The sequence below is a fragment of the Amycolatopsis sp. 195334CR genome (genome assembly GCF_017309385.1).
Classification (GTDB): Bacteria; Actinomycetota; Actinomycetes; order Mycobacteriales; family Pseudonocardiaceae; genus Amycolatopsis.
On the sequence record NZ_JAFJMJ010000001.1, the window covers coordinates 3,997,094 to 4,018,045 of the forward strand.

13 protein-coding genes and 1 pseudogene are annotated in these 20,952 nt (G+C 70.5%); 8 read left to right on the forward strand and 6 right to left on the reverse strand.

Annotated features, from left to right (window positions below):
* The first annotated feature begins 79 nt into the window (after positions 1-79).
* The 6 genes from JYK18_RS19485 to JYK18_RS19510 all read left to right on the forward strand — a co-directional run bounded on the left by JYK18_RS19485 (position 80) and on the right by JYK18_RS19510 (position 5,127).
* Positions 80-526, forward strand: coding sequence for a hypothetical protein (locus JYK18_RS19485; protein WP_206803387.1), 447 nt, complete (start codon positions 80-82; stop codon positions 524-526).
* Positions 527-537: 11 nt separating this feature from the next.
* Positions 538-1,596: an HlyD family efflux transporter periplasmic adaptor subunit gene (locus tag JYK18_RS19490; protein WP_206803388.1), complete on the forward strand. Its 1,059-nt coding sequence runs from the start codon at positions 538-540 to the stop codon at positions 1,594-1,596.
* Complete coding sequence (locus JYK18_RS19495) at positions 1,593-2,276, forward strand: ABC transporter ATP-binding protein (RefSeq protein ID WP_206803389.1); 684 nt, start codon at positions 1,593-1,595, stop codon at positions 2,274-2,276. Before JYK18_RS19490 ends, JYK18_RS19495 begins: the two co-directional genes overlap by 4 nt.
* On the forward strand, positions 2,273-3,493 hold the full coding sequence (locus JYK18_RS19500; RefSeq protein ID WP_206803390.1) for an ABC transporter permease: 1,221 nt from the start codon (positions 2,273-2,275) through the stop codon (positions 3,491-3,493). The genes JYK18_RS19495 and JYK18_RS19500 overlap by 4 nt, the downstream gene beginning before the upstream one ends.
* 97 nt (positions 3,494-3,590) lie before the next feature.
* On the forward strand, positions 3,591-4,076 hold the full coding sequence (locus JYK18_RS19505; RefSeq protein WP_206803391.1) for a hypothetical protein: 486 nt from the start codon (positions 3,591-3,593) through the stop codon (positions 4,074-4,076).
* Positions 4,077-4,080: 4 nt separating this feature from the next.
* The gene (locus JYK18_RS19510) at positions 4,081-5,127 is read left to right on the forward strand and encodes an efflux RND transporter periplasmic adaptor subunit (protein ID WP_206803392.1); all 1,047 of its coding nucleotides are present in this window, start codon (positions 4,081-4,083) and stop codon (positions 5,125-5,127) included.
* A 77-nt stretch (positions 5,128-5,204) separates the two neighbouring features.
* Here the strand turns inward: JYK18_RS19510 and JYK18_RS19515 are convergent, their stop codons facing one another.
* Complete coding sequence (locus JYK18_RS19515; protein WP_206803393.1) at positions 5,205-6,338, reverse strand: hypothetical protein; 1,134 nt, start codon at positions 6,336-6,338, stop codon at positions 5,205-5,207.
* A gap of 346 nt (positions 6,339-6,684) precedes the next feature.
* On the opposite strand from JYK18_RS19515, the gene JYK18_RS19520 reads away from it, so the two are divergent.
* Positions 6,685-8,304: a PQQ-binding-like beta-propeller repeat protein gene (locus tag JYK18_RS19520; protein WP_206803394.1), complete on the forward strand. Its 1,620-nt coding sequence runs from the start codon at positions 6,685-6,687 to the stop codon at positions 8,302-8,304.
* A 52-nt stretch (positions 8,305-8,356) separates the two neighbouring features.
* Here JYK18_RS19520 and JYK18_RS19525 read toward each other — a convergent pair whose 3' ends face one another.
* Positions 8,357-8,575 carry a DUF5988 family protein gene (locus JYK18_RS19525; RefSeq protein WP_206803395.1) on the reverse strand — a complete coding sequence of 73 codons (219 nt, stop codon included), beginning with the start codon at positions 8,573-8,575 and terminating at the stop codon, positions 8,357-8,359.
* 246 nt (positions 8,576-8,821) lie between these two features.
* Here JYK18_RS19525 and JYK18_RS19530 point away from each other — a divergent pair, with 246 nt between their 5' ends.
* A complete protein-coding gene (locus JYK18_RS19530; RefSeq protein WP_242579277.1) occupies positions 8,822-9,589 on the forward strand; it encodes an AfsR/SARP family transcriptional regulator in 768 nt (255 codons plus the stop codon).
* 155 nt (positions 9,590-9,744) lie between these two features.
* Here JYK18_RS19530 and JYK18_RS19535 read toward each other — a convergent pair whose 3' ends face one another.
* The 4 genes and pseudogenes from JYK18_RS19535 to JYK18_RS19550 all read right to left on the reverse strand — a co-directional run bounded on the left by JYK18_RS19535 (position 9,745) and on the right by JYK18_RS19550 (position 20,946).
* Entirely contained in the window at positions 9,745-10,920 is a 1,176-nt protein-coding gene (locus JYK18_RS19535) for a cysteine desulfurase-like protein (protein ID WP_206803396.1), read from the reverse strand.
* Complete coding sequence (locus tag JYK18_RS19540; RefSeq protein ID WP_206803397.1) at positions 10,917-12,077, reverse strand: serine hydrolase; 1,161 nt, start codon at positions 12,075-12,077, stop codon at positions 10,917-10,919. The genes JYK18_RS19535 and JYK18_RS19540 overlap by 4 nt, the downstream gene beginning before the upstream one ends.
* Positions 12,078-12,118: 41 nt before the next feature.
* Positions 12,119-15,607: pseudogene (locus JYK18_RS19545) on the reverse strand (type I polyketide synthase); the annotation flags it as partial.
* Between the two features lie 47 nt (positions 15,608-15,654).
* Positions 15,655-20,946 (reverse strand): type I polyketide synthase, encoded by a 5,292-nt coding sequence (locus JYK18_RS19550; protein WP_374195053.1) that lies wholly within the window; start codon positions 20,944-20,946, stop codon positions 15,655-15,657.
* Positions 20,947-20,952: the final 6 nt, after the last annotated feature.

Consider the following 20,952-nt stretch of genomic DNA (forward strand, 5'->3'; position numbering starts at 1 on the left):
CCTCAGCGCGGCTAAGTCCCGTCCAAGGCCCGCTCGGCACAGTGAGGCGGACAACGAGAGAAGAGAAGGGGGTACGGCGATGTCCCGCTGGTCGATGGTGGTCCTGGCCCTGTTCCTCACGGCCTGCAGCGCACCCGAGCCACCCCAGGCACCCGTCGAGGACGTGTACCTCAAGTACGCCCAGTGCATGCGCGACAACGGCGTCCAGCTCCCCGACCCCCGCGCCGGCGACCCCGGCGCGATGTACGAGGGCATCGACACCGGCGCCGCCGCGTTCGAGACGGCCGACCGCACCTGCGGCGCCATCCTCGCCAACGTCGTGCAGGAGCGGCAGAAGCAAGACCCCGAGCAGCTCAAGTTCCAGCAGGAGGAACTGCTCGCCCTCGCCCGGTGCCTCCGCGAGCAGGGCATCGAGGTCCCGGACCCGGTCCCCGGGCAGCCGGGCGGTGCCTTCGGCCCGAGCCTCGACCGCAACGACCCCGCCACGGCGGAGGCGCTCAAAACCTGCGCCACCGCCGGAAAGTAAGGACTACAGCCATGAAAAAGCGCACGATCGCCTTCATCGCGGTCCCGGTGGTGGTCGCCGGAGCGGTCACCGCGGTGCTGCTGACCACCGGCCGCCCCGCGCCGCCCGCCGACGCGGGGCAGGCCGCGGCCAACACCGCGCAGGTCTCGGTCCGCGACCTCAGCCGGACCGAGACGATGAACGGGGTGATCGCCTACCGCGACGAGCGCGATCTGCCCACCGCCAAGGGCGGCATCGTGACCATGCTGCCCGGCGTCGGTGACACGGTGAAATCCGGCGGTGTGCTGATGCGCGTGGACGAGCGGCCGGTGGTGCTGTTCAACGGCACCATCCCCGCCTACCGCGACCTCGGCCCCGGCATCACCGACGGCCCCGACGTGGCGCAGCTCGAGGAAACCCTGGTGAACCTCGGCTACGGCAAGAAGTCGAGCACCTACCCCGACGCCCACTGGAACTCGGTGACCACCACCGCGCTGAAGAAGTACCAGGAGGACGTCGGCGCGGTCATCGACGGGATCGCCTCCCTCGGCGAGATCGCCTTCACCCCCGGCGACATCCGGATCGCCAAGCGCACCACCACGGTCGGCGCGCCGGTGGTGCCCGGCCAGCCGGTGCTCACCGTCTCCGGCACCGAACGCCTGGTCACCGTCGACCTCGATCCGGTGAACCGCGATCTGGTGACGGTCGGTGCCGCGGTGAAGGTGGAACCGCCGAGCGGCGACAAGCTCGACGGCACCATCGAGGAAGTCGGCACCGCGCTCGAAGCCGGCGCCGATGGCAAGCAGGTCTACAAGCTCAAGGTGAAACTGGCCGACGCCGCCGCGGCGGGCGAGAACGTCGCGCTGGCACCGGTGACCGTCCGCTACACCACCGTGGTCGCGCAGCAGGCGCTGACCGTGCCGGTGGCCGCGGTGGTCGGCGTGCCCGGCGGCGGTTACGCCGTCGACGTGCTGCCCCCGCAGGGCGGCGCCGCCGTCCGCACCCCGGTCGAACTCGGGGCCTGGGGCGACGGCTTCGTCGTGGTGACCGGTGGCGTGCAGGCGGGCGACAAGGTGGAGGTGCCGAAATGACCAGGCCCGTACTGGAGATCACCGACGCGGTCCGCGAATACCCCGGGGTGCCGCCGGTCCGCGCGCTCAACGGCGTCAACCTGACCGTCATGCCGGGTGAGTGGGTGGCGATCGTCGGCCCGTCCGGCTCCGGCAAGTCGACCCTGCTGAACCTGATGGGCGCACTGGACAAGCCGACCTCGGGTTCGGTCAGGATCGACGGCCACGAGGTCGGCAAGCTCAACGACGAGAAGCTTTCCGCGCTGCGTGGTCGTTCGCTCGGTTTTGTCTTCCAGTCCTTCCACCTGCTCCAGAGCCTGAGCGCGCTGGACAACGTGGGCACCGCGCTGATGTACCGCGGCATCCCGGCCGCCGAACGCCGTCAGCGCGCGGAATCGGCGCTGACCAGGGTCGGGCTCGGGCACCGGCTCGGGCACCGCCCGGCGCAGCTCTCCGGTGGCGAGAGCCAGCGCGTGGCGATCGCGCGGGCGCTGGTCGGCGATCCGGCGCTGGTGCTGGCCGACGAGCCCACCGGCAACCTGGATTCCCGCAACGGCGAGGAGATCATGCGCCTGTTCGGGGAACTGCACCACGACGGCGCGACCCTGGTGCTGATCACGCACGACGACGAGATCGCGCGTGCCGCCCCGCGCCGGGTGCACATCCGCGACGGCCAGATAGTCCAGGGGGCACTGGTATGACGATCACCGAGGAGAAACCACCGCGGCTGGAGAAGTCCGTGCTGCGCTTCCGCGACGCGATCGCGCTGGGCAAGCTGGGCGTGCTCGGCCGCCGCGGCCGCGCGATGCTGACCGCGGTGGGCATTTCGATCGGCATCGCCGCGATCGTCGCGGTGGTCGGCATTTCGGCCTCCTCGCAGGCGAACCTGTTGCAGGTGCTGGACGATCTCGGCACCAACTACCTGACCGTCAAGCCCGGCCAGTCGTTCAGCAGCGACGAGGAAGCGCAGCTGCCACCCGAAGCGGGCGGCCGTCTGTCCATTCTGGACCAGGTGCAGGCGGTGGCCACCGTGGCGCAGCTGGACGTCACCGTGCGGCGCACCGACCAGATGCCCGCCACGGACACCCGAGGCGTCGTGGTGCTGGCCGCCGAGGCCGACCTACTGTCCACATTGAACGGAAAGCTGGCGTCGGGTCGTTGGCTCGACGCGGGACTTTCCGGTTACCCGACCGTCGTGCTCGGCACCACCGCCGCGCAACGCCACGGCGTGGACATCAGCGAGGGCGGGCAGCTGGTCTGGCTCGGTGAGCAGTGGTTCGCCGTGGTCGGCATCCTGCAGCCGATGCCGCTGGCACCGGAACTGGACAGCTCGGCGCTCATCGGCACCGACATCGCGGCGCAGAAGTTCGGTTACCAGGGCTCGCCGACCACGGTGTACGTGCGGGCCAACCCGGACGACATCAACGCGGTCCGCGACGTGGCGGGCGCGACGGCGAACCCGGAGAGCCCGCAGGAGGTGGAGGTGACCCGGCCGTCGGACGCGCTGGAGGCGCGGGCCGCCGCGGACACCGCGTTCACCACGCTGCTGCTCGGCCTCGGCGGGGTGGCGCTGCTCGTCGGCGGGGTCGGCATCGCGAACGTCATGGTCATCTCCGTGCTGGAACGGCGGAACGAGATCGGCGTGCGGCGCGCGCTGGGCGCCACCCGGCGGCACGTGCGCTCCCAGTTCCTCGTCGAGGCGCTGGTGCAGGCCGGGCTCGGCGGGTTCGCCGGGGTCCTGCTCGGCGCGGGCGTGACGATCGTCTACGCGCTGGTGATGGGGTGGCCGATCGTGCTGCCCGTGGTCGGCCTGGCCGGCGGTGTGCTGGCCGCGCTGCTGGTCGGCGGCCTGGCCGGGCTGTACCCGGCGAGCCGGGCGGCCCGGCTCGAACCGGCGGAAGCGGTCCGGCCCGCCTGAGCCCGCTCAGGGTGTTCCAAGGCGCGTTAAGCCCGGTCCAAGGCGCGATCGGCACAGTTCTTCACGAAACCCAGAAGTCCCATGGAGGTGGACGGCCATGTCGAAGCGGTTGATCAAGGGCGGCGTGCCGGTGCTGGCCCTGCTGTTCGCGTTGACCGCCTGTGGCGGGAACGAACCGGCCCAGCCGGCGCAGGACAACAAGACGCAGGACAGCCTGCTGCAGTACGCCCAGTGCATGCGGGACAACGGCGTGCAGCTGGCCGACCCGCAGCCGGGCAGCCCCGGCGCGATGTACGAGGGGGTGGACAAGGACTCCGCGGCCTTCGTCGCGGCGAACAAGACCTGCGGGCACTTCCTCGACGGGGTGGTGCAGGACCGCCAGAGCCAGGACACCGGCGACCAGGCGCAGCAGGACGAGGAGATGCTCGCGCTGGCGAAGTGCCTGCGGGACAAGGGCATCAACGTGCCGGACCCGGTGCCGGGCTCGGACACCCCGTTCGGCGACAAGCTGGACCGGACCGATCCGGCCACGTCCAAGGCGCTCAAGGAGTGCCAGCAGTCGGCCGCGCCCTCGCAGGGGTGAGGTCGTGAAGCCGAAGGTCGCGGTGCCGGTGGCGCTGGGTTTGGTCGCCGTCGCCGGCGCCGCGGTCTGGTACGTGGCGGACAGCGGTGCCGAACCGGCCCCCCTCGCCGGTTCGGCACCGACCGCCGATGTGGCGGTCCGCGACCTGACCCGCACGGAGAAGCTGAGCGGCGTGGTCGCCTACCAGGACATGCGCGACCTCTCCTCGGCGCAGAGCGGCATCATCACCGAACTTCCCACTCCCGGCACCGACCTGGTCAACGGGGACGTGCTGATGCGGATCAACGACAAACCCGTGGTCCTGCTGAACGGGGTGGTGCCCGCGTGGCGCGACCTGAAGACAGGCATCACCGACGGGCCCGACGTGCACCAGCTGGAGTCCGCGTTGCTGGCGCTGGGCTTCGGCAAGCCGAGCGCGACCTATCCCGACGACGACTGGAGCCAGAAGACCACCGACGCGGTCCAGCAGCTCCAGAAGAAGATCGGCGCCGAGGACGACGGTGTGCTCTCGCTCGGCGAAGTCGTGTTCACCGAGGGGAACGTGCACATCGCCAAGCTCAACGCGCACGAGGGCGGGATGACCTCGCCGTCGGCGCCGGTGCTCACCGTGCAGAGCACGGACCGGGTGGTCAGCGTCGACCTCGACCCGCTGGACCGCGACCTGATCGAGGTCGGCAAGGCGGTCGAGGTCGAACTGCCCAGCGGTGACAAGGCGGCGGGCAAGATCGAGTCGGTCAGCACCACGCTGGAGTCGAACGCCGACGGCAAGGGCGTTTTCCAGGTCACCATCTCGCTCGACGCGCCGGACCAGGTGAGCGGGCTGGCGCTGGCGCCGGTGACCGTGCACTACGTGGCGACCGTGGCGCAGCAGGCCCTGACCGTGCCGGTGTCCTCGGTGATCGGGTTGCCGGGTGGCGGGAACGCGGTGGTGGTGATCGCGCCGGACGGCACCACGAAGCAGGTGCCGGTGAAGCTCGGCGAGTGGGGCGACGGTTTTGTGCAGGTCACCGGGGATCTCCCGGTGGGGACGAAGGTCGAGGTTCCGCTCTGACCCCCGCCGCGGCCGAACGAATGCTATGAGTGGGGCATTACTAGCGTTCATTGCAAGTAATGCCCCATTCATAGCAATCAGCCGGCGGTGGGCGGGTCCCACTCCCAGTGCTCGACGAGGTCGTTGCACATGAAGACCTGGCCGTCGAGATCGGCCTGGCCGGTCACCTTGAACAGGCGGCTGCCGACCATTCCGGCGTAGCGCCCGCTGACGCCGTCGGCCCACATCGCGTGCCATTCGTAGACGTTGTTCAGCGTCAGGTTGTAGACGCCGGAAGTGCGGATCGTGCCGTCGCGGAAGGTGATCGTCTGCTGCACGAACTTCAGCCCGATGTCGTTCGCCGGGTCCTTGAAGGGCGTGTACGAATAGCCCTTCGAAATGGCGACGAGCCTGCCGTCCTTGCGGAACTCGGATTTGTAGTGCATCGAGGAACCGGCTCCCGGTGGCCACTCACCGCCGTCGCCCGGCGCGGGTCCGTACTCCTCGGTCAGTTCCTCGCGCAGGCCGACGTGCACCTCGCAGTCGTTCGGGGGGACCGGGCTGTCGGCGGGGTCCTTGGGTGGCTCGGCCGCCTCGAGCGCGGCCAGCGCGTTGGACTGCTTCTCCGCCAGCGTTTCCTCGGCCTTGGGCTTCTTCGGGTTCCAGTCCCAGTTCTCTTCGAGGCCGCCGCACAGGTACAGCCCGGCGTTCAGGCTCAGGCCGAGCTGGGTGATCTGGAAGGTGCGGGCGCCGATCATGCCCACGTAGCGGCCGCTGACGCCTTCCGCCGAGATGTAGTTCCACTCGTTGTAGTTGTTGGGGGTGACGCTGTAGACCCCGGAGGTGCGGATGACCCCGTCGGTGAGTTCGATGGTTTCCTGCGCGTACTGAAGGATCACGTCCTCTTTGTCGTCGCGGTAGGGGACGTAGGAGTAGCCCTTCGAGGTGGCCACCCAGTTGCCTGCCTGGTCGCGCAGCTCGGCCTTGAAGTAGACCTGGTGGCCCACCTGCAGCCTGCTGCCGACCGGGGGATTGCTCGGGTCGGGGAAGATCGGGTACTTCTCCACGATCAGTTCGCTGAGGTTGTTGTGGTTGACGCAGTCGTGCGGCACCCCGGTGGACTCGGCGGCGCCCGCTGTCGCCGGAACCACCAGCGAGACCAGGAAGAACGCGCTCGCGACCAGTGTGATCCGGCTTCTCCGCCGGCGCGCTTTCTTGCGGAAAATGTGCATGGTTCTCCTTTCGGCGGGTCGAGGCTAGGAGCGGGCGCTAAACCGTGCCTTAGGTCCGTCCATAGGGGAGTAACAGGGGGCTTGGGGGCTCCCGGCAAGGCTGGCATGGTCTAGCGAGTGTTCGAACCGGTTTGCGTGGCGGTGCGGGTGGCGGAACCTCAGGCGTCTTCTCGCTCCGGGAGCTCCACCTCATGAATGCCGATTCACCACGGTGAAGCTGTCCTCGCGAGAAGCCGCCTGAGAACCCGCAGCGGTGCGAGCTGGCGGCCCACAGCAAGCGGCTCCGCCGCTTGGAAAACACGACCTAGCGAGCCCGCACGCGTTCGCGTGGGAGAAGAGGGAGACCATGATCCGATCCAGAACGGCTCGATGGCGCCCGGTCGGCTGGGCGATACCGGTGGTGTGCGCACTGGCGGTGCTCGCGCCCACCCCCGCGGTGAGCACCCCCAATGAGACCAGCAACGCCGGTTTCGCCGGTGGGGACTGGCCGACGTGGACCAAGGACGCCAGGGGGAGCAGGCACAACGCCGACGAACGTCGCATCAATCAGTTCACTGTGGACGACCTGTCGGTGAAGTGGGCGCACGCTTTCCCGCGCGGCACCGGCACCACCCTGCGCAGCCAGCCCGCGGTGGTCGGCGGCCGGATGTACTTCGGAGGCCCGGACGGGCTGTTCTACGCGCTGGACTCGAAAACCGGCCAGACACTGTGGACCTTCAACCTGAGCACGGTCGACCCGGCGGTCGGCGCGGCCAAGGTGGTGCGCGACAGTCCGTCCGTCGCGAATGGACGCGTCTACTTCGGCGACGGCCGCGGTTATCTGTACGCGCTGAACCAGCACACCGGCGCGCTGGAGTGGTCCCAGCGGCTCGACCAGAACCCCGCCGCGCGCCTGACCAGTTCACCGATCCACTTCGACGGCCGCGTGTACGTCGGCGTCGCGAGTGCCGACAATGCCGGTGGAGTGGACTCCGCGTGCTGCACCTTCCGCGGTCACGTCGACGCGCTCGACGCCCAGACCGGTGCGCTGGTTTGGCGCTACTACACGGTTCCCGAGCCCAAGGCGGTCGGAACCTGGCCCAGCGGTGCGATCCACTGGGCACCCTCGGGCGCCGGGGTGTGGAGTTCGCCGGTGATCGACCCGGCCACGCGCACGCTCTACGTCGGCACCGGGCAGAACTACACCGGCACCGAAGGCGACGCGGACTCCGTGCTCGCGCTGGACGTGGGAACCGGGGCCGTGCGGTGGAAGAATCAGCTCACGCACCCGGACACCTGGCGCGTGCTGTGCGCCGATCCGAAGGCACCACCGGGTTACTGCCCGGGCCTGGAGAACGGGTCCGCACTGGACTTCGACATCGGCACCGCGCCCAACGTGTTCACCGTCAAGGGCCGCACCTACGTCGGCGTCGGGCAGAAGAGCGGCGTCTACCACGTCCTCGACACCACCACCGGCGCGATCGTCTGGCAGCGCCAGCTGTCCTCCGGCGACACCACCTACTCCGAGTCCGGCATCCAGTGGGGCGCGAGCTACGACGGTGAACGCCTCTACGTGGCCACGAACCAGGGCAACCCGGGCGCGTTGCACGCGCTCGACCCGGAAACCGGTGCCCTGCTGTGGAAAACGCCGAACCCGGCGGACGGCTGCTCGTGGGGTGGTGCCGCGCTCGCGCCGGCCAGCTGCCTGCTGGCGCACGCGCCCGCGGTGAGCAGCAGTCCCGGCGTGGTCTACGAGGGCAGCTCCGACGGCAAGATCCGGGCGTACCGCGCCCGCGACGGCAAGGTGCTCTGGCAGTTCGACACCATCCAGGACTTCCAGGGCGTGAACGGGCTCGTCGGCCGCGGTGGCGGGCTGGTCGCGGCCGGGGGCGCGGTGGTGGCCGACGGCATGCTCTACGTGATGTCCGGGTTCCGCCCGCTCTACCCGAGCGACAAGGGATTCGTCCTGCTGGCCTTCGGGAAGTGACGTGAAAAAGGCGGTGAGCGCCGTTGCTCACCGCCTCACCCCCCGACGCCGGCTATTCGGCGACGTAGGTCCGCCCGGTCCATTCGAAGACCCGCAGCCTGCGACCCGCGTGCAGTTCGGTCTCCGCGGTCGGCCGGAAATGTTCGTAACGATTCCCGTTCGCCAGCTTCAGCGGGTGTTCCTCGTCGTGCACGCGGTGGAAGCGCGGGTTTCCACCAGGTAACGCGAGCGGGCCGCCCCGCAGCACCACGTTGGGCCCGATATCACTCATGGCACCGTCCTTTCCCCGGATGGTTTCGCTGGGTGACCAGGCCATCGTCCGGAGGCGGGCTAAAGCGGTGCTTTCGGCCTGCTTGTCCTTCGCCCGCGGGTGCGGTCAGGGGAGTACCGGTCGGTGCGTAGGGGCGGTTTCACGGGCCGGTTAGGGGCTTGGGTGAACCTTCGAACAGTGGCAAAGTCGGCCTTACCGGCACCGATAAGGACCCGGTCGGGGGAAGACGAGTCACCGGAGGGCAAGTTGCGATACGAGATCCTGGGCAGACTCAGAGTGGTCGACGAGGACGGCATCACCTCGCTGACCGCGCGCAAGATGGAAACGCTGCTGGCCGTGCTGCTCGGCCGGGCGGACCAGGTGGTGACCACCGATCAGCTCATCGCGGAGATCTGGGGGGACCGTCCGCCGCAGCGCGTGAACGCCGCACTGCACGTCTACATTTCCCAGCTGCGGAAGTTCCTGGACCGGCCGGGGCGGCAGGCCAGTCCGATCGTCACCCGCCCGCAGGGGTACCTGCTGCACCTTGGCGAGGACACGCTCGACGTGAACGACTTCCAGCTGCTGGTGAACCGGGGCCGGGAGGCGGCCCAGCGGGGACGGCACGAGGAAGCGGTCGCCCAGTTCGAGGCCGCGCTGGCGCTGTGGCGCGGCCGCGCGCTCAACGACGTGCAGGACGGCCCGATCCTCTACTGGTACGTGACCTGGCTGGAGGAAGCCAGGCTGGAGTGCGTGGAGATGCTCAACGACGCGTACCTGATGCTGAGCAGGCACCGCGAGGTGGTCGGCAGGCTGTACGTGCTGACCGGCGAGCACCCGCTGCGGGAGTCGTTCTACCGGCAGCTGATGCTGGCGTTGTTCCGCTCGGAGCGACAGGCTGACGCGCTGAAGGTCTACCAGCACGCCCGCGAACGGCTCAACGCCGAGCTGGGGTTGGAGCCTTGCCGCCCGCTGAGAGAACTACAGGGCGCCATCCTCAGAGGCGACGAACTGCTCAAGCACACCGTGGCCTAGAGATTATTGACTGTGGTTTGCGTGGCGGTGCGGGTGGCGGAACCTCAGGCGTCTTCTCGCTCCGGGAGCTCCACCTCATGAATAACCGATTCACCACGGTGAAGCTGTCCTCGCGAGAAGACGCCTGAGAACCCGCTGCGGTGGGCCGCATAGTACTAAGTGGACAGTGCGTTGAGCAGGCGGTCCACGTCTTCGCTGTTGTTGTAGTGGATGATGCTCGCGCGGACCGCGCTGCCGGAGTCCCGGATGCCCAGCGCGCCGGTGAGTTCCCACGCGTAGTTGTGCCCGTTCCACACGTTGACACGGGCGGCGGCCAGCAGTTCCGCGGTCTCCCGCGGGGTCTGCCCGTCGAAGGTGAAGTAGGCCACCGCGGTGCGCCGGGCCGGTGCGCCGTGGAGGGTGACGCCGCGGATCTGGCCGAGGCCGTCGAGCAGGCGCGCGAACAACTCCTGCTCGTGCGCTTCCGCGGCGGTCATCGAGGTGAGGAGCCGTTCGCGGCGGGTGCCCGTGGCGGTGGCGAGTCCGGCGAGGTGCTCGACCGCCGCGGTCACCCCGGCCAGATCGGCGAACGGGAGCGTTCCGGTTTCGAAGCGGTTGGGCACCTCGTCACTGGACGAGGCCAGCTTGTCCGGTCGCAGGGTTTCGAGCAACGCCGGGTCGGCGACCACCGCGCCGATGTGCGGCCCGCACCACTTGTACGCGCTGGTGGCGTAGAAATCGGCACCGAGTGCGGTCCGGTCGGTGGGCCCGTGCGGGGTGGCGTGCACACCGTCGACGTAGGTGAGCGCGCCGGCCGCGTGCGCGGCGGCGGTGATCGACGCGACGTCCGGCCGGGTGCCGAGCACGTTGCTCGCCGCGGTCACGGCGACCAGGCGCGTGCGGTCGGAGAGCAGCCCGTCGAACTGGTCGGCGGGCAGTTCGCCGACTGCGTCGATCTCCGCCCACTTCACCGTCGCACCGGCCTTCGCGGCGGCCTGCACCCACGGGCGGACGTTGGCGTCGTGGTCGAGCCGGGTCACCACGATCTCGTCGCCCGGCTGCCACCCCGCCGCGAGGGTGTTCGCCAGGCGGTAGGTGAGGGTGGTCATGTTGGGCCCGAAGACAACGCCTCGCGGGTCGCCGCCGACCAGGTCGGCCACCGCGGCGCGGGCGTTCAGCACGATCTCGTCGGCGCGGTGGCTGGCGGGGAAGGCACCGCCGACGTTGCCGATCCCGCGGCGGTAGGTGTCCGCGATCGCGTCGACCACCGACGTGGGGACCTGCGTCCCGGCGGCGCCGTCCAGGTAGGCGTAACCGTCCCGCAGGGCGGGGAAAGCGTCGCGGGCGGTCATGCCAGCGCCTGGTAGGCCGAGGTCCAGAAGTCCTGGTAGGGCTTGCTCAGCAACGGGAAGTCGGCGCGCTGGGTGAGCAGGACGCCGACCAGGTCCTCGTCGGGATCGGTGGCCCACGACGTGCCGAGACCGCCGTCCCAGCCGAAGCGGCCGGGGGTTTCGAAAATGCTGTCGCGACGCGTGGTGACCGCGACGCCGAAGCCCCAGCCGCGGTTGTCGAAGTAACCGGGGAAGAAGCCGGACACGGCTTTCTGCTCCGGGGTGAGGTGGTCGGCGGTCATCGTGGCGATCGTGGTGCGGGAGAGCACGTCCGACGCGGGGTCGAGGAACATGCGCCCGAAGGCGAGCACGTCCGCCGCGGTGGACACCAGCCCGGCCGCGGCCGACGGGAAGACCGGTGGTTTGCTCCATTCGCCCTCGACCTCGTCGTACACCTTCAGCTCGCCGGTCTGCTGGTCGGGCATGTAGGAGACGGTGAAGCGGTCGAGCTTGTCCGCGGGCACGCTGAACGCCGTGTCGACCATGCCGAGCGGGGTGAAGACGCGGTCCGTCAGGAAGGTTTCGAGGTCCTGACCGGAGGCGCGGATCAGCAGGGCTCCGAGAATGTCGGAGCCGGTGTTGTACAGCCAGCGCGTGCCCGGCTGGTGCATCAGCGGCAGTTCACCGAGCTTGGCGAGCCACTGGTCGGCGGTCAGCGTGGTCTTCGGCAGCGGCGGGCCGAACGGGTTCAGCTCGGCGGCGGCCTCCTGGATGGGGTGCAGCTCCGGGGAGAACGGCAGCATGCCGAAGCCGTTGCGGAAGGTGAGCAGGTCGCGCAGGGTGATCTCCCGCTCGGCGGGCACCGTGTCGTCGAGCGGTCCGGTGGGGTCGCGCAGCACCTTCGGGTTCGCCAGTTCGGGAAGCCACTCGGTGAGCGGCTCGTCAAGGCGCAGCACGCACTCCTCGACCAGCACCATCGCCCCGACCGCGGCGATCGGCTTGGTCATCGAGCTGATCCGGAAGATCGAGTCCCGCTGGAGGCCCTCACCGGTCACGTCGACGTGTGTCTCGCCCCGGCTGCTCAACGCGGTGACCGCGCCGGGCAGCAGCCCGGAGTCGACGTGGCGGGCGAGGGCGTGGTGGAGCCGATCGAGACGGTGGCGCACGAACCTGCTCATGGTCGCCGAGCTTAGGACGCTCGTGCCGCCCCGCCAAGATCTCAGTCGGCGGCCGCCAGCGTGTCCCGCAGGTGCGCGATCACCGCGCCCAGCGTCGGCTGGTCGTAGATCGCCACCGGCGGGATCTGCACCCCGGAAGCCACCTGCAGCCGGTTGCTCAGTTCCAGTGCGGTGAACGAGGAGAACCCGTGGTCCAGCAGGCTGTCCTCGACGCCGATCGCCTCCGGGCTGGTGTGCCCGAGCACGTCGGAGGCGTGGAACCGCACCAGTTCGGTGAGCAGCTGCTCGCGTTCCTCCCCGCGGGCCGCCAGCAACCGGTTGTCCGGCTCGACCTCCGGCACGCCGAGGTCCAGCTCCGCGACCACGTCCGGCGCCGAAGCACCCTGCCGCAACACGACCCCGACGGCACCGAGTTCGACGCCTTCCCACGCGATCGCCACGGACGGAACCGCCCGCGCCCGTGCCCACGCGGTGGCGTCGGCCGATTGGGCGCGCGTGGTGAACACGAAGACCGTCGCGTCGAGGTCGTCCAGCTGTGCCAACGTCTCCCGCATCTCGTCGAGCGTGGCGTCGGGCGCGATGACCCGCACGACGGCGGCCACGTCCCGGCCGGTCGTCACCACGTCGACTCCCTGGGCCTCGAACCACCGGGCCGCCCACGAACTCAGCTCGTCGTCACCCGGGATCAGCACGGGCCCGTCGGGGTGCCAGTTGCCGTCGAGTTCCGCGGGTTCCAGCCGTTCGTGGGTCTTCCGGAACGCCCACCGGTGCCGCCGCTGCCACGCGTCCAGCGTCGCCCGTTGCAGCTCGCTCAGCCCGAGCACGTCCACCGCCGAAGTCAGCTCGACCCGCGGCGCCTCCGGATCCAGCCAGTACCGCGACCGCTGGAACGCGTACGTCGGCAGGTCGACCCGCTGCGCCCCGGTGAACCCGGCGGTCCAGTCCACCGGGACACCGCGCACGTGTGCCTTCGCCAGCGCGGTGACCAGCGTGCGTGGTTCCGAGCGGCGAGACGTCAGCGCCGGGATGATCGCGCCGGGTTCGGCTTCCGGTACGCACGCCTGCATCGCGGGCGTCAGCACGGCGTCCGGCCCGATCTCGACGAAGGTGCGCACCCCGGAGTCGTGCAGGGTCCGCATTCCGTCGAGGAACCGCACCGGCAGGCGCACCTGCCGCACCCAGTACTCCGGCGAGGTCAGCTCGTCGGCGAGTTGTCCGGTCACCGTCGACACCACCGGGATGCGCGGTGCCGAATAGCTCAGCCCGCGTGCGACCCGCAGGTACTCGTCACGCATCGAGTCCAGGTGGGGCGAATGGAACGCGTGGCTCACGGTCAGGCGTTTGGTCCGGACGCCCCGGGACTTGAACTCGGCGCCGATGGCCAGAACCGGTTCCAAGTCGCCCGCGAGCACGACCGCGTTCGGGCCGTTCACCGCGGCGAGGTTCACCGATGCGCTCAGGTACTCCGAAACCGCCGACTCCGGAGCTTCGATGGCAACCATCGCCCCGTCATCACGGGCCGCCTCCATCAACCGGCCGCGGGCGGCGACCAGAATGCAAGCGTCCTCAAGGGACAGCACACCGGCGATGTGCGCCGCGGTGAGTTCACCGATCGAATGACCGGCCACAAAGGACGGACGCACACCGTAGGACTCGATCAGCCGGTACAGCGCGGTCTCCAGGGCGAACAACGCGACCTGCGTGTACGCCGTCCGGTTCAGCAGCGCGGCTTCCGGGGTGCGCTGCCCGGCGAACAGGATCGGCAGCAGCGGCCGGTCCAGCAGGCCGTCGAACAACGCGCAGATCCGGTCCAGTTCGGCGGTGAACACCGGGAACGACTCGTACAGCTGACGCCCCATGCCCGGCCGCTGGCTGCCCTGCCCGGTGAACAGGAACGCGGTCTTCCCGGTGGTGGCCTGGCCGCTCACCAGGTTCGTCGCCGGGGTGCCGTGTGCCAGGCCGGACAGGCCCTTGACCAGTTCCTCCTGCCGGTCCCCGAAAACCACCGCGCGATGGGCGAAGGTCGAGCGCGTGGCGGCCAGCGAATGGCCGACGTCGGCGGCGGTCAGCCCCGGGTTCAGGGTCAGGTGCCCCAGCAGCCGCTCGGCCTGCCCCTTCAGCGCGGCGGGCGACTTCGCCGAAAGCACCCACGGCACCGGGCCGGGCGCCACGCACGGTTCACCGGCGGGTTCGGCCGGTGGCGCCTGCTCCAGGATCACGTGCGCGTTGGTGCCGCTGATGCCGAACGAGGACACGCCGGCCCGCCGCGGATGGCCGTTCTGCTGCCACTTGGCCGGTTCGGTGAGCAGGGCGACCGCGCCGGAACCCCAGTCCACCAGCGGGTTCGGCTCGTCCACGTGCAGGGTGCGCGGCAGCTCACCGTGCCGCATGGCCAGCAGCATCTTGATCACGCCGGCCACCCCGGCGGCGGCCTGCGTGTGCCCGATGTTCGACTTGACCGAGCCCAGGTACAGCGGTTTCTCGCCGCGCGATTTCCCGTAGGTGGCCAGTAGTGCCTGCGCCTCGATCGGGTCGCCGAGCGTGGTCCCGGTGCCGTGCGCTTCCACCGCGTCCACTTCGGACGCCGCGACCCGGGCGTTCTCCAGCGCCTGCTTGATCACCCGTTCCTGTGAAGGCCCGTTGGGTGCGGTGAGCCCGTTCGAAGCGCCGTCCTGGTTGACCGCCGAGCCGCGCACCAGGCCGAGTACCTGGTGCCCGTTGCGGCGGGCGTCGGAAAGCCGTTCCAGCAACAGCAATCCCGCGCCCTCGGCGAATCCGGTGCCGTCGGCCGCGGACGCGAAGGACTTGCACCGGCCGTCGGCGGACAAGCCGCGCTGGCGGTCGAATTCGGTGAAGACCATCGGGGTGGCCATCACCGTCACTCCGCCGGCCAGCGCCAGCGAGCAGTCGCCGTTGCGCAGAGCCTGAGCCGCCAGGTGCAGCGCCACCAGCGAAGACGAGCACGCGGTGTCGATGGTGACGGCCGGCCCTTCGAGACCGAAGGTGTAGGCCACACGGCCGGACGCGATGCTGCCCGCGCTCCCGTTGCCGAGGTAGCTTTCGTAACCCTGGGGCGCGCGGTCCTGCAACCGGCTGCCGTAGTCGTTGTACATCACCCCGGTGAACACGCCGGTGTCGCTGCCGCGCAACGCTTCCACGTCGATCCCGGCGCGTTCGAAGGCCTCCCAGGCGACCTCCAGCAGGAGCCGTTGCTGCGGGTCGATCGCCGGTGCCTCACGCGGTGAGATGCCGAAGAACCCGGGGTCGAAGTCGGCCGCGTCGTAGAGGAAACCCCCGGCGTGCGGGCGGTCCCGCCGGTCCGGGTCGTGGTCGTAGACGTCGGCGGGCCAGCCGCGGTCGGCGGGAAAGCCCGAGATGGCGTCCCGGCCGGAAGCGACCAGCTCCCACAGGTCCTCCGGCGAGCTGACGCCGTGCGGGAAGCGGCAGCTCATCGCCACCACGGCGATCGGCTCGCGGGCCTTCTCCTCCAGGTCGAGCAGCTGCCCGCGGGTCCGGTCGAGATCGGTGGTGACCCACTTCAGGTAGTCGAGCAGCTTCTGCTCGGTCGGGCCGGTGCTCATGCGGTTTCCACCTTCCTGCCGAGTTTGCCGTCGATGAAGTCGAACAGCTCGTCCGCGCTGGCCGAGCCGAGTCCGGAGTCGGTGCCGCCCGCGACGGCCAGCAGTTCCCGCAGCCGGTCGGTGACGCGCGGGTCGGACAACCCGATCGGGTCCTCCTCCAAGCCCCGCAACCGGTCCAGCACGGCCGAAGCCGGATCGGGCTCTTCGGTGCGCGGGGCGAGTTCGGCCCGCATGTACCCGGCCAGCCCGGCGAGCGTGGGGTGGTCGAACACCAGGGTCGCGGGCAGCCGGAGCCCGGTCGCGGCGGTGAGCCGGTTGCGCAGTTCGACCGCGGTCAGCGAGTCGAAACCCAGTTCCTTGAACGCCTTCTCGGTGGGGATGGTGTCCGGATCGGTGTGCCCGAGCACGGTGGCCACGTGCCCGCGCACCACGTCGATGAGCAGGGCCTGCTGCTCGGACTCGGCCAGGTCGGCCAGCCGCTGCGCCAGATCGGCCATGCCGGCGCCCGCGCGCTTGGCCGGTGCCTTGACCAGGTTCTGGAACAACCGCGGCAGGGTGCCCGCGGTGGCTTGGTTCCGCAGCGCGGCAGTGTCCATTTTGGCCGGGACGACCACCGCGCGGCCGGTGGTGAGCGCGGCGTCGAACAGGGCGAACCCCTGCTCGGTGGCCAGCGGGACGATGCCGGCGCGGGCCATCCTGGTGTGGTCGGCGTGGTCGAGGTGACCGGTCATTCCGGTGGTCTCGGCCCAGTAACCCCAGGCGAGGCTGATCGCGGGCTTCCCCCGCGCCCGGCGGTGTTCGGCGAGCGCGTCGAGGTAGGCGTTGGACGCCGCGTAGTTGGCCTGGCCCGGCGTGCCGATCGTCGACGCGATGGAGGAGAACAACACGAACGCGGCCAGGTCGCCGGTCAGTTCGTGCAGGTTCCACGCGGCATCGACCTTGGGGCGCCACACGTTCGCCAGCTGCTCCGGGGTCAACGCGGTGATCGTCGCGTCGTCGAGCACCCCCGCCGCGTGCACCACGGCGGTGAGCGGCCTGGTCACGGTCGCCAGGAGGGACTCCAGCGCGGTGCGGTCCGCCGCGTCACAGGCCGCGATCGTCACCTCGGCGCCGAGATCGGCCAGGTCGGCGGCCAGTCCGGTGGCGCCGGGCGCGTCGAGGCCGCGGCGGGAGGTGAGCAGCAGGTGCCGCACGCCGTGGTTGAGCACCAGGTGCCGGGCGAGGTGCCCGCCGAGCACACCGGTGCCGCCGGTGATCAGCACGGTGCCCGCCGGGTCGAGCCGGGTGTGCGTGAGGTCGGCGGTCGTGCGGGCGAGGCGGGGGACCAGCGCCTTGCCGTTGCGGACGGCGATCTGCGGTTCACCCACGGCCGGGATCGACGCCGGGGAATCGGTGTCCACCAGGGTGAACCGGTCGGGGTGCTCGTTCTGCGCGGACCGCACCAGGCCCCAGACCGCGGCTCCGGTCAGGTCCGTGACGTCCTCGCCGGGCTCGGTGGACACGGCACCGCTGGTCACGAAGACCAGGCGCCGGTCGTCGGTGATGGCCTGCTGGACCAGGCGGAGTGCGGTCGGCACGTCGTCGGCCGTCACCACCTCGGGGGTGGCTTCCGCGGCGAGTTCGGTTTCCCGCAGGGGCGACCACTCGACGTGGAACAGCATGGAGCGATAGCCACTGGACCCGAGTCGTGCCGGGTTGATCCGGCGCGCGGTGAGCGTGTCGATGGCGGCGACCGGCGCGCCGACGCTGTCGGCCAGCGTCACGCGGTAGCTGTCGGGGCCCAGCGGCGTCAGGCGGACGCGCAGGGCCGTGGCGCCGGTCGTGCGCAGGCTCACCCCGTTCCAGGAGAACGGCAGGCTGATGCCTTCGCCGCCCAGGGATTCGCGGGCGAGCGGGTGCAGCGCGGCGTCGAGCAGGGCGGGGTGCAGGGCGCAGCGTTCGCCGTCCGCGTGCTGTTCCTCGGGCAGGACCACGTGGGCGTAGATCTCCTCGCCCAGCTTCCACACGCCCCGCAGGCCGCGGAAGGTCGGGCCGTAGCCGTAACCCTCGTCCTGCAGGCGCTCGTAGAACTCGTCCATTTCGACCGGCACCGCCCCCGCGGGCGGCCAGGAACCGGTCAGGTCACCGGCCACCTCCGGGGCTTCGACGCTCAGCGATCCGGTGACGTGCAGGGTCCACGGATCGTCGGGCTCGGCGTCCTCGGGGCGCGAGTGGACGGTCAGGCTGCGGTGGTCGTCCTCCACCGGACCGGCGGAAACCTGGACCCGCAGCGTGCCCTGCTCCGGCAGCACCAGCGGGGCCTGGAGCAGGAGTTCCTCGATCTGCGCGCACCCCGTCCGCTCGGCGACGAACAACGCCATGTCGACAAAGGCACTTCCGGGGAGCAGGGCGGTGCCGAGCACGGTGTGGTCGGCGAGCCACGGCTGGGCGTGCGGGGATAGCCTGCCGGTGAACACCGTGCTGTCGCCCTCGGCGAGGTCGAGCGCGCCGCTGAGCAGCGGGTGGTCGGCCGCGTCGAGACCGGCCGCGGTCGGATCGGTGGCCCCGGCCGGGGCGTCCAGCCAGTACCGCTTGCGCTGGAACGGGTACGTCGGCAGGTCGACGCGCTTTGCCGTGCCGGACGGGAAAACCGCGGTCCAGTCGAGGTCGACCCCGTTGACGTGGGCCTGGGCGGCCGAGGCGAGGAACTGCTTCCAGTCGCCGTTGTCCCGCCGCAGCGTGCCGGAAACCGTGCTGACGCCGTCCTCGCGCGTCTCGTCGAGGGTCTGCTGGATGCCGATGGTGAGCACCGGGTGCGGGCTGGTCTCCACAAAGGACCGGTGCCCGTCCCGGCGCAGGGCACGTACCGCGCTGTCGAGCTGCACGGTCTCCCGCAGGTTCCGGTACCAGTACGCGGCGTCCAGCTCGGTGGTGTCGATCGGTTCGCCGGTGACGGTCGAGTAGAACGGGATCTCCGCGGGCAGCGGTTCGACGTCGGCGAGCATGTCCAGCAGCGATTCGCGCAGCGTGTCGACGTGCGGTGAGTGCGAGGCGTAGTCCACCGCGATCCGCCGGGCGCGCACGCCCTCGGCCTCGTAGCCAGCCAGCAGTTCGTCGATCGCCTGCTTTGCGCCGGAGACCACAGTGGACTCCGGGCCGTTGATCGCCGCGATGCCGAGGCGTCCGTCGAGCAGCGCGGGGTGTTCGCGGATCTGCGACGCGGGCAGGGGGACCGAGGCCATGCCACCGCGGCCGCTCAGCGCCGAGACGGCCTGGCTGCGCCGGGCGACGATGAGCGCGGCGTCCTCCAACGTGAGCGCTCCGGCGATGTGCGCGGCGGCGATTTCCCCCTGCGAGTGCCCGATCACCGCGCTCGCCTTGGCGCCGATCGACTGCCACAGCCGGGCCAGCGAGACCATCACCGCGAACAACGCGGGCTGCACCACGTCGACCCGTTCCAGCGGCGGCGAACCGTGCGCGCCTTCGAGCACGTCCCGCAGCGACCAGTCGACGTGCGGGGCGAGTGCGTCGGTGCAGAGCTGGATCTGCTCGCGGAACACGTCCGACGTCCCGAGCAGCGGCACCGCCATGCGGGCCCACTGGGAACTCTGGCCGGGGAACACAAAAACCGGCTCGCGGGCGCCTGCGACCGGGTTCTGCGCACCGTGCGGGGTGGTGACCAGCCCGGTCGCCGACTCGCCACGTGACAGCCGGTCGAGCCCGTGCAGGAAGTCCTCGCGGTTGTCGGCGACCACCACCGCCCGGTGCGCGAAGGTCGATCGGGTGGTGGCCAGTGAGTAGCCGATCGTCGCCGGGTCCGAAGTGGACGCGACGATGTGGCGGCGCAGCTGCTGGGCCTGCACGTGCAGAGCGCGCTCACTGCGGGCCGACAGCAGCCACGGCACCGGACGCTGGTCTGCGGGCGTTTCGGGTTCGGCGGCCGCTTTCGGCGCCTCCTCCAGGATCACGTGCGCGTTGGTGCCGCTGATGCCGAACGACGAGATCCCGGCGCGGCGCGGGGTGTCGGTCTCCGGCCACTGCACCGGCTCGTTGAGCAGCGACACGGCACCGGCGGCCCAGTCGATGTGCGGGCTCGGCTGGTCGGCGTGGAGCGTGCGCGGCAGGGTTTCGTGCCGCAGCGCCAGCACCATCTTGATCACCCCGGCCACGCCGGCGGCGGCCTGCGTGTGCCCGATGTTCGACTTGATCGAGCCCAGCCACAGCGGACGGTCACGTTGTTTTTTTCCGTAGGTGGCCAGCAATGCCTGCGCCTCGATCGGGTCGCCGAGCGTGGTACCGGTGCTGTGCGCCTCGACCGCGTCCACTTCGGACGGTTCCAGACCGGCGGTGGCCAGTGCCTGCCGGATGACCCGTTCCTGCGACGGCCCGTTCGGCGCGGAGAGCTGGCTGCTGGCGCCGTCCTGGTTGACCGCGCTGCCGCGGATCACCGCCAGCACCGGATGTCCGTTGCGCTCGGCGTCGGACAGGCGCTCCAGCAGGATCAACCCGGCGCCTTCGGCGAACCCGGTGCCGTCGGCCGAAGCGGAGAACGACTTGCACCGGCCGTCCGGGGACAGCCCGCGCTGACGGCTGAACTCGACGAACGTGCTCGGGGTGGCCATCACGGTCACCCCGCCGGCCAGTGCCAGCGTGCATTCCGACTGCCGCAGCGACTGGGCGGCCAGGTGGATCGCCACCAGCGAGGACGAGCACGCGGTGTCGATGGTGACCGCGGGACCTTCGAAGCCGAAGGTGTAGGAGACGCGGCCGGAGGCGATGCTGGGCGCGCTCCCGTTGCCGAGGTAGCCCTCGAACCCGGCGGGCGCGCGGTGCAGCCGCGACGCGTAGTCGTCGTACATCACCCCCGCGAACACCCCGGTCCGGCTGCCGCGCAACGAAAGCGGGTCGATCCCGGCGTGCTCCAGCGTTTCCCACGCGGTTTCCAGCAGCAGCCGCTGCTGCGGGTCGATGGCCAGCGCCTCGCGCGGGCTGATGCCGAAGAAGTCGGCGTCGAAGTGGTCCGCGTCCTCCAGGAAGCCGCCCTGGCGGGTGTAGCTGGTGCCGACGCGCTCGGGATCGGGGTCGTACAGGTGCTCGACGTCCCAGCCGCGGTCGGCGGGGAAGCCGGAGATGGCGTCCGTGCCGGAGGCGACCAGTTCCCACAGCTCGGCCGGGGAGCGCACGTCACCGGGGTAGCGGCAGCCCATCGCCACCACGGCGATCGGCTCGGTGGCGCGGCCGGAGAGTTCGGCCACGCGTTCGCGAGCCTGGCGGAGTTCGGCCGTCGCGCGCTTGAGGTAGTCCCGCAGCTTGTC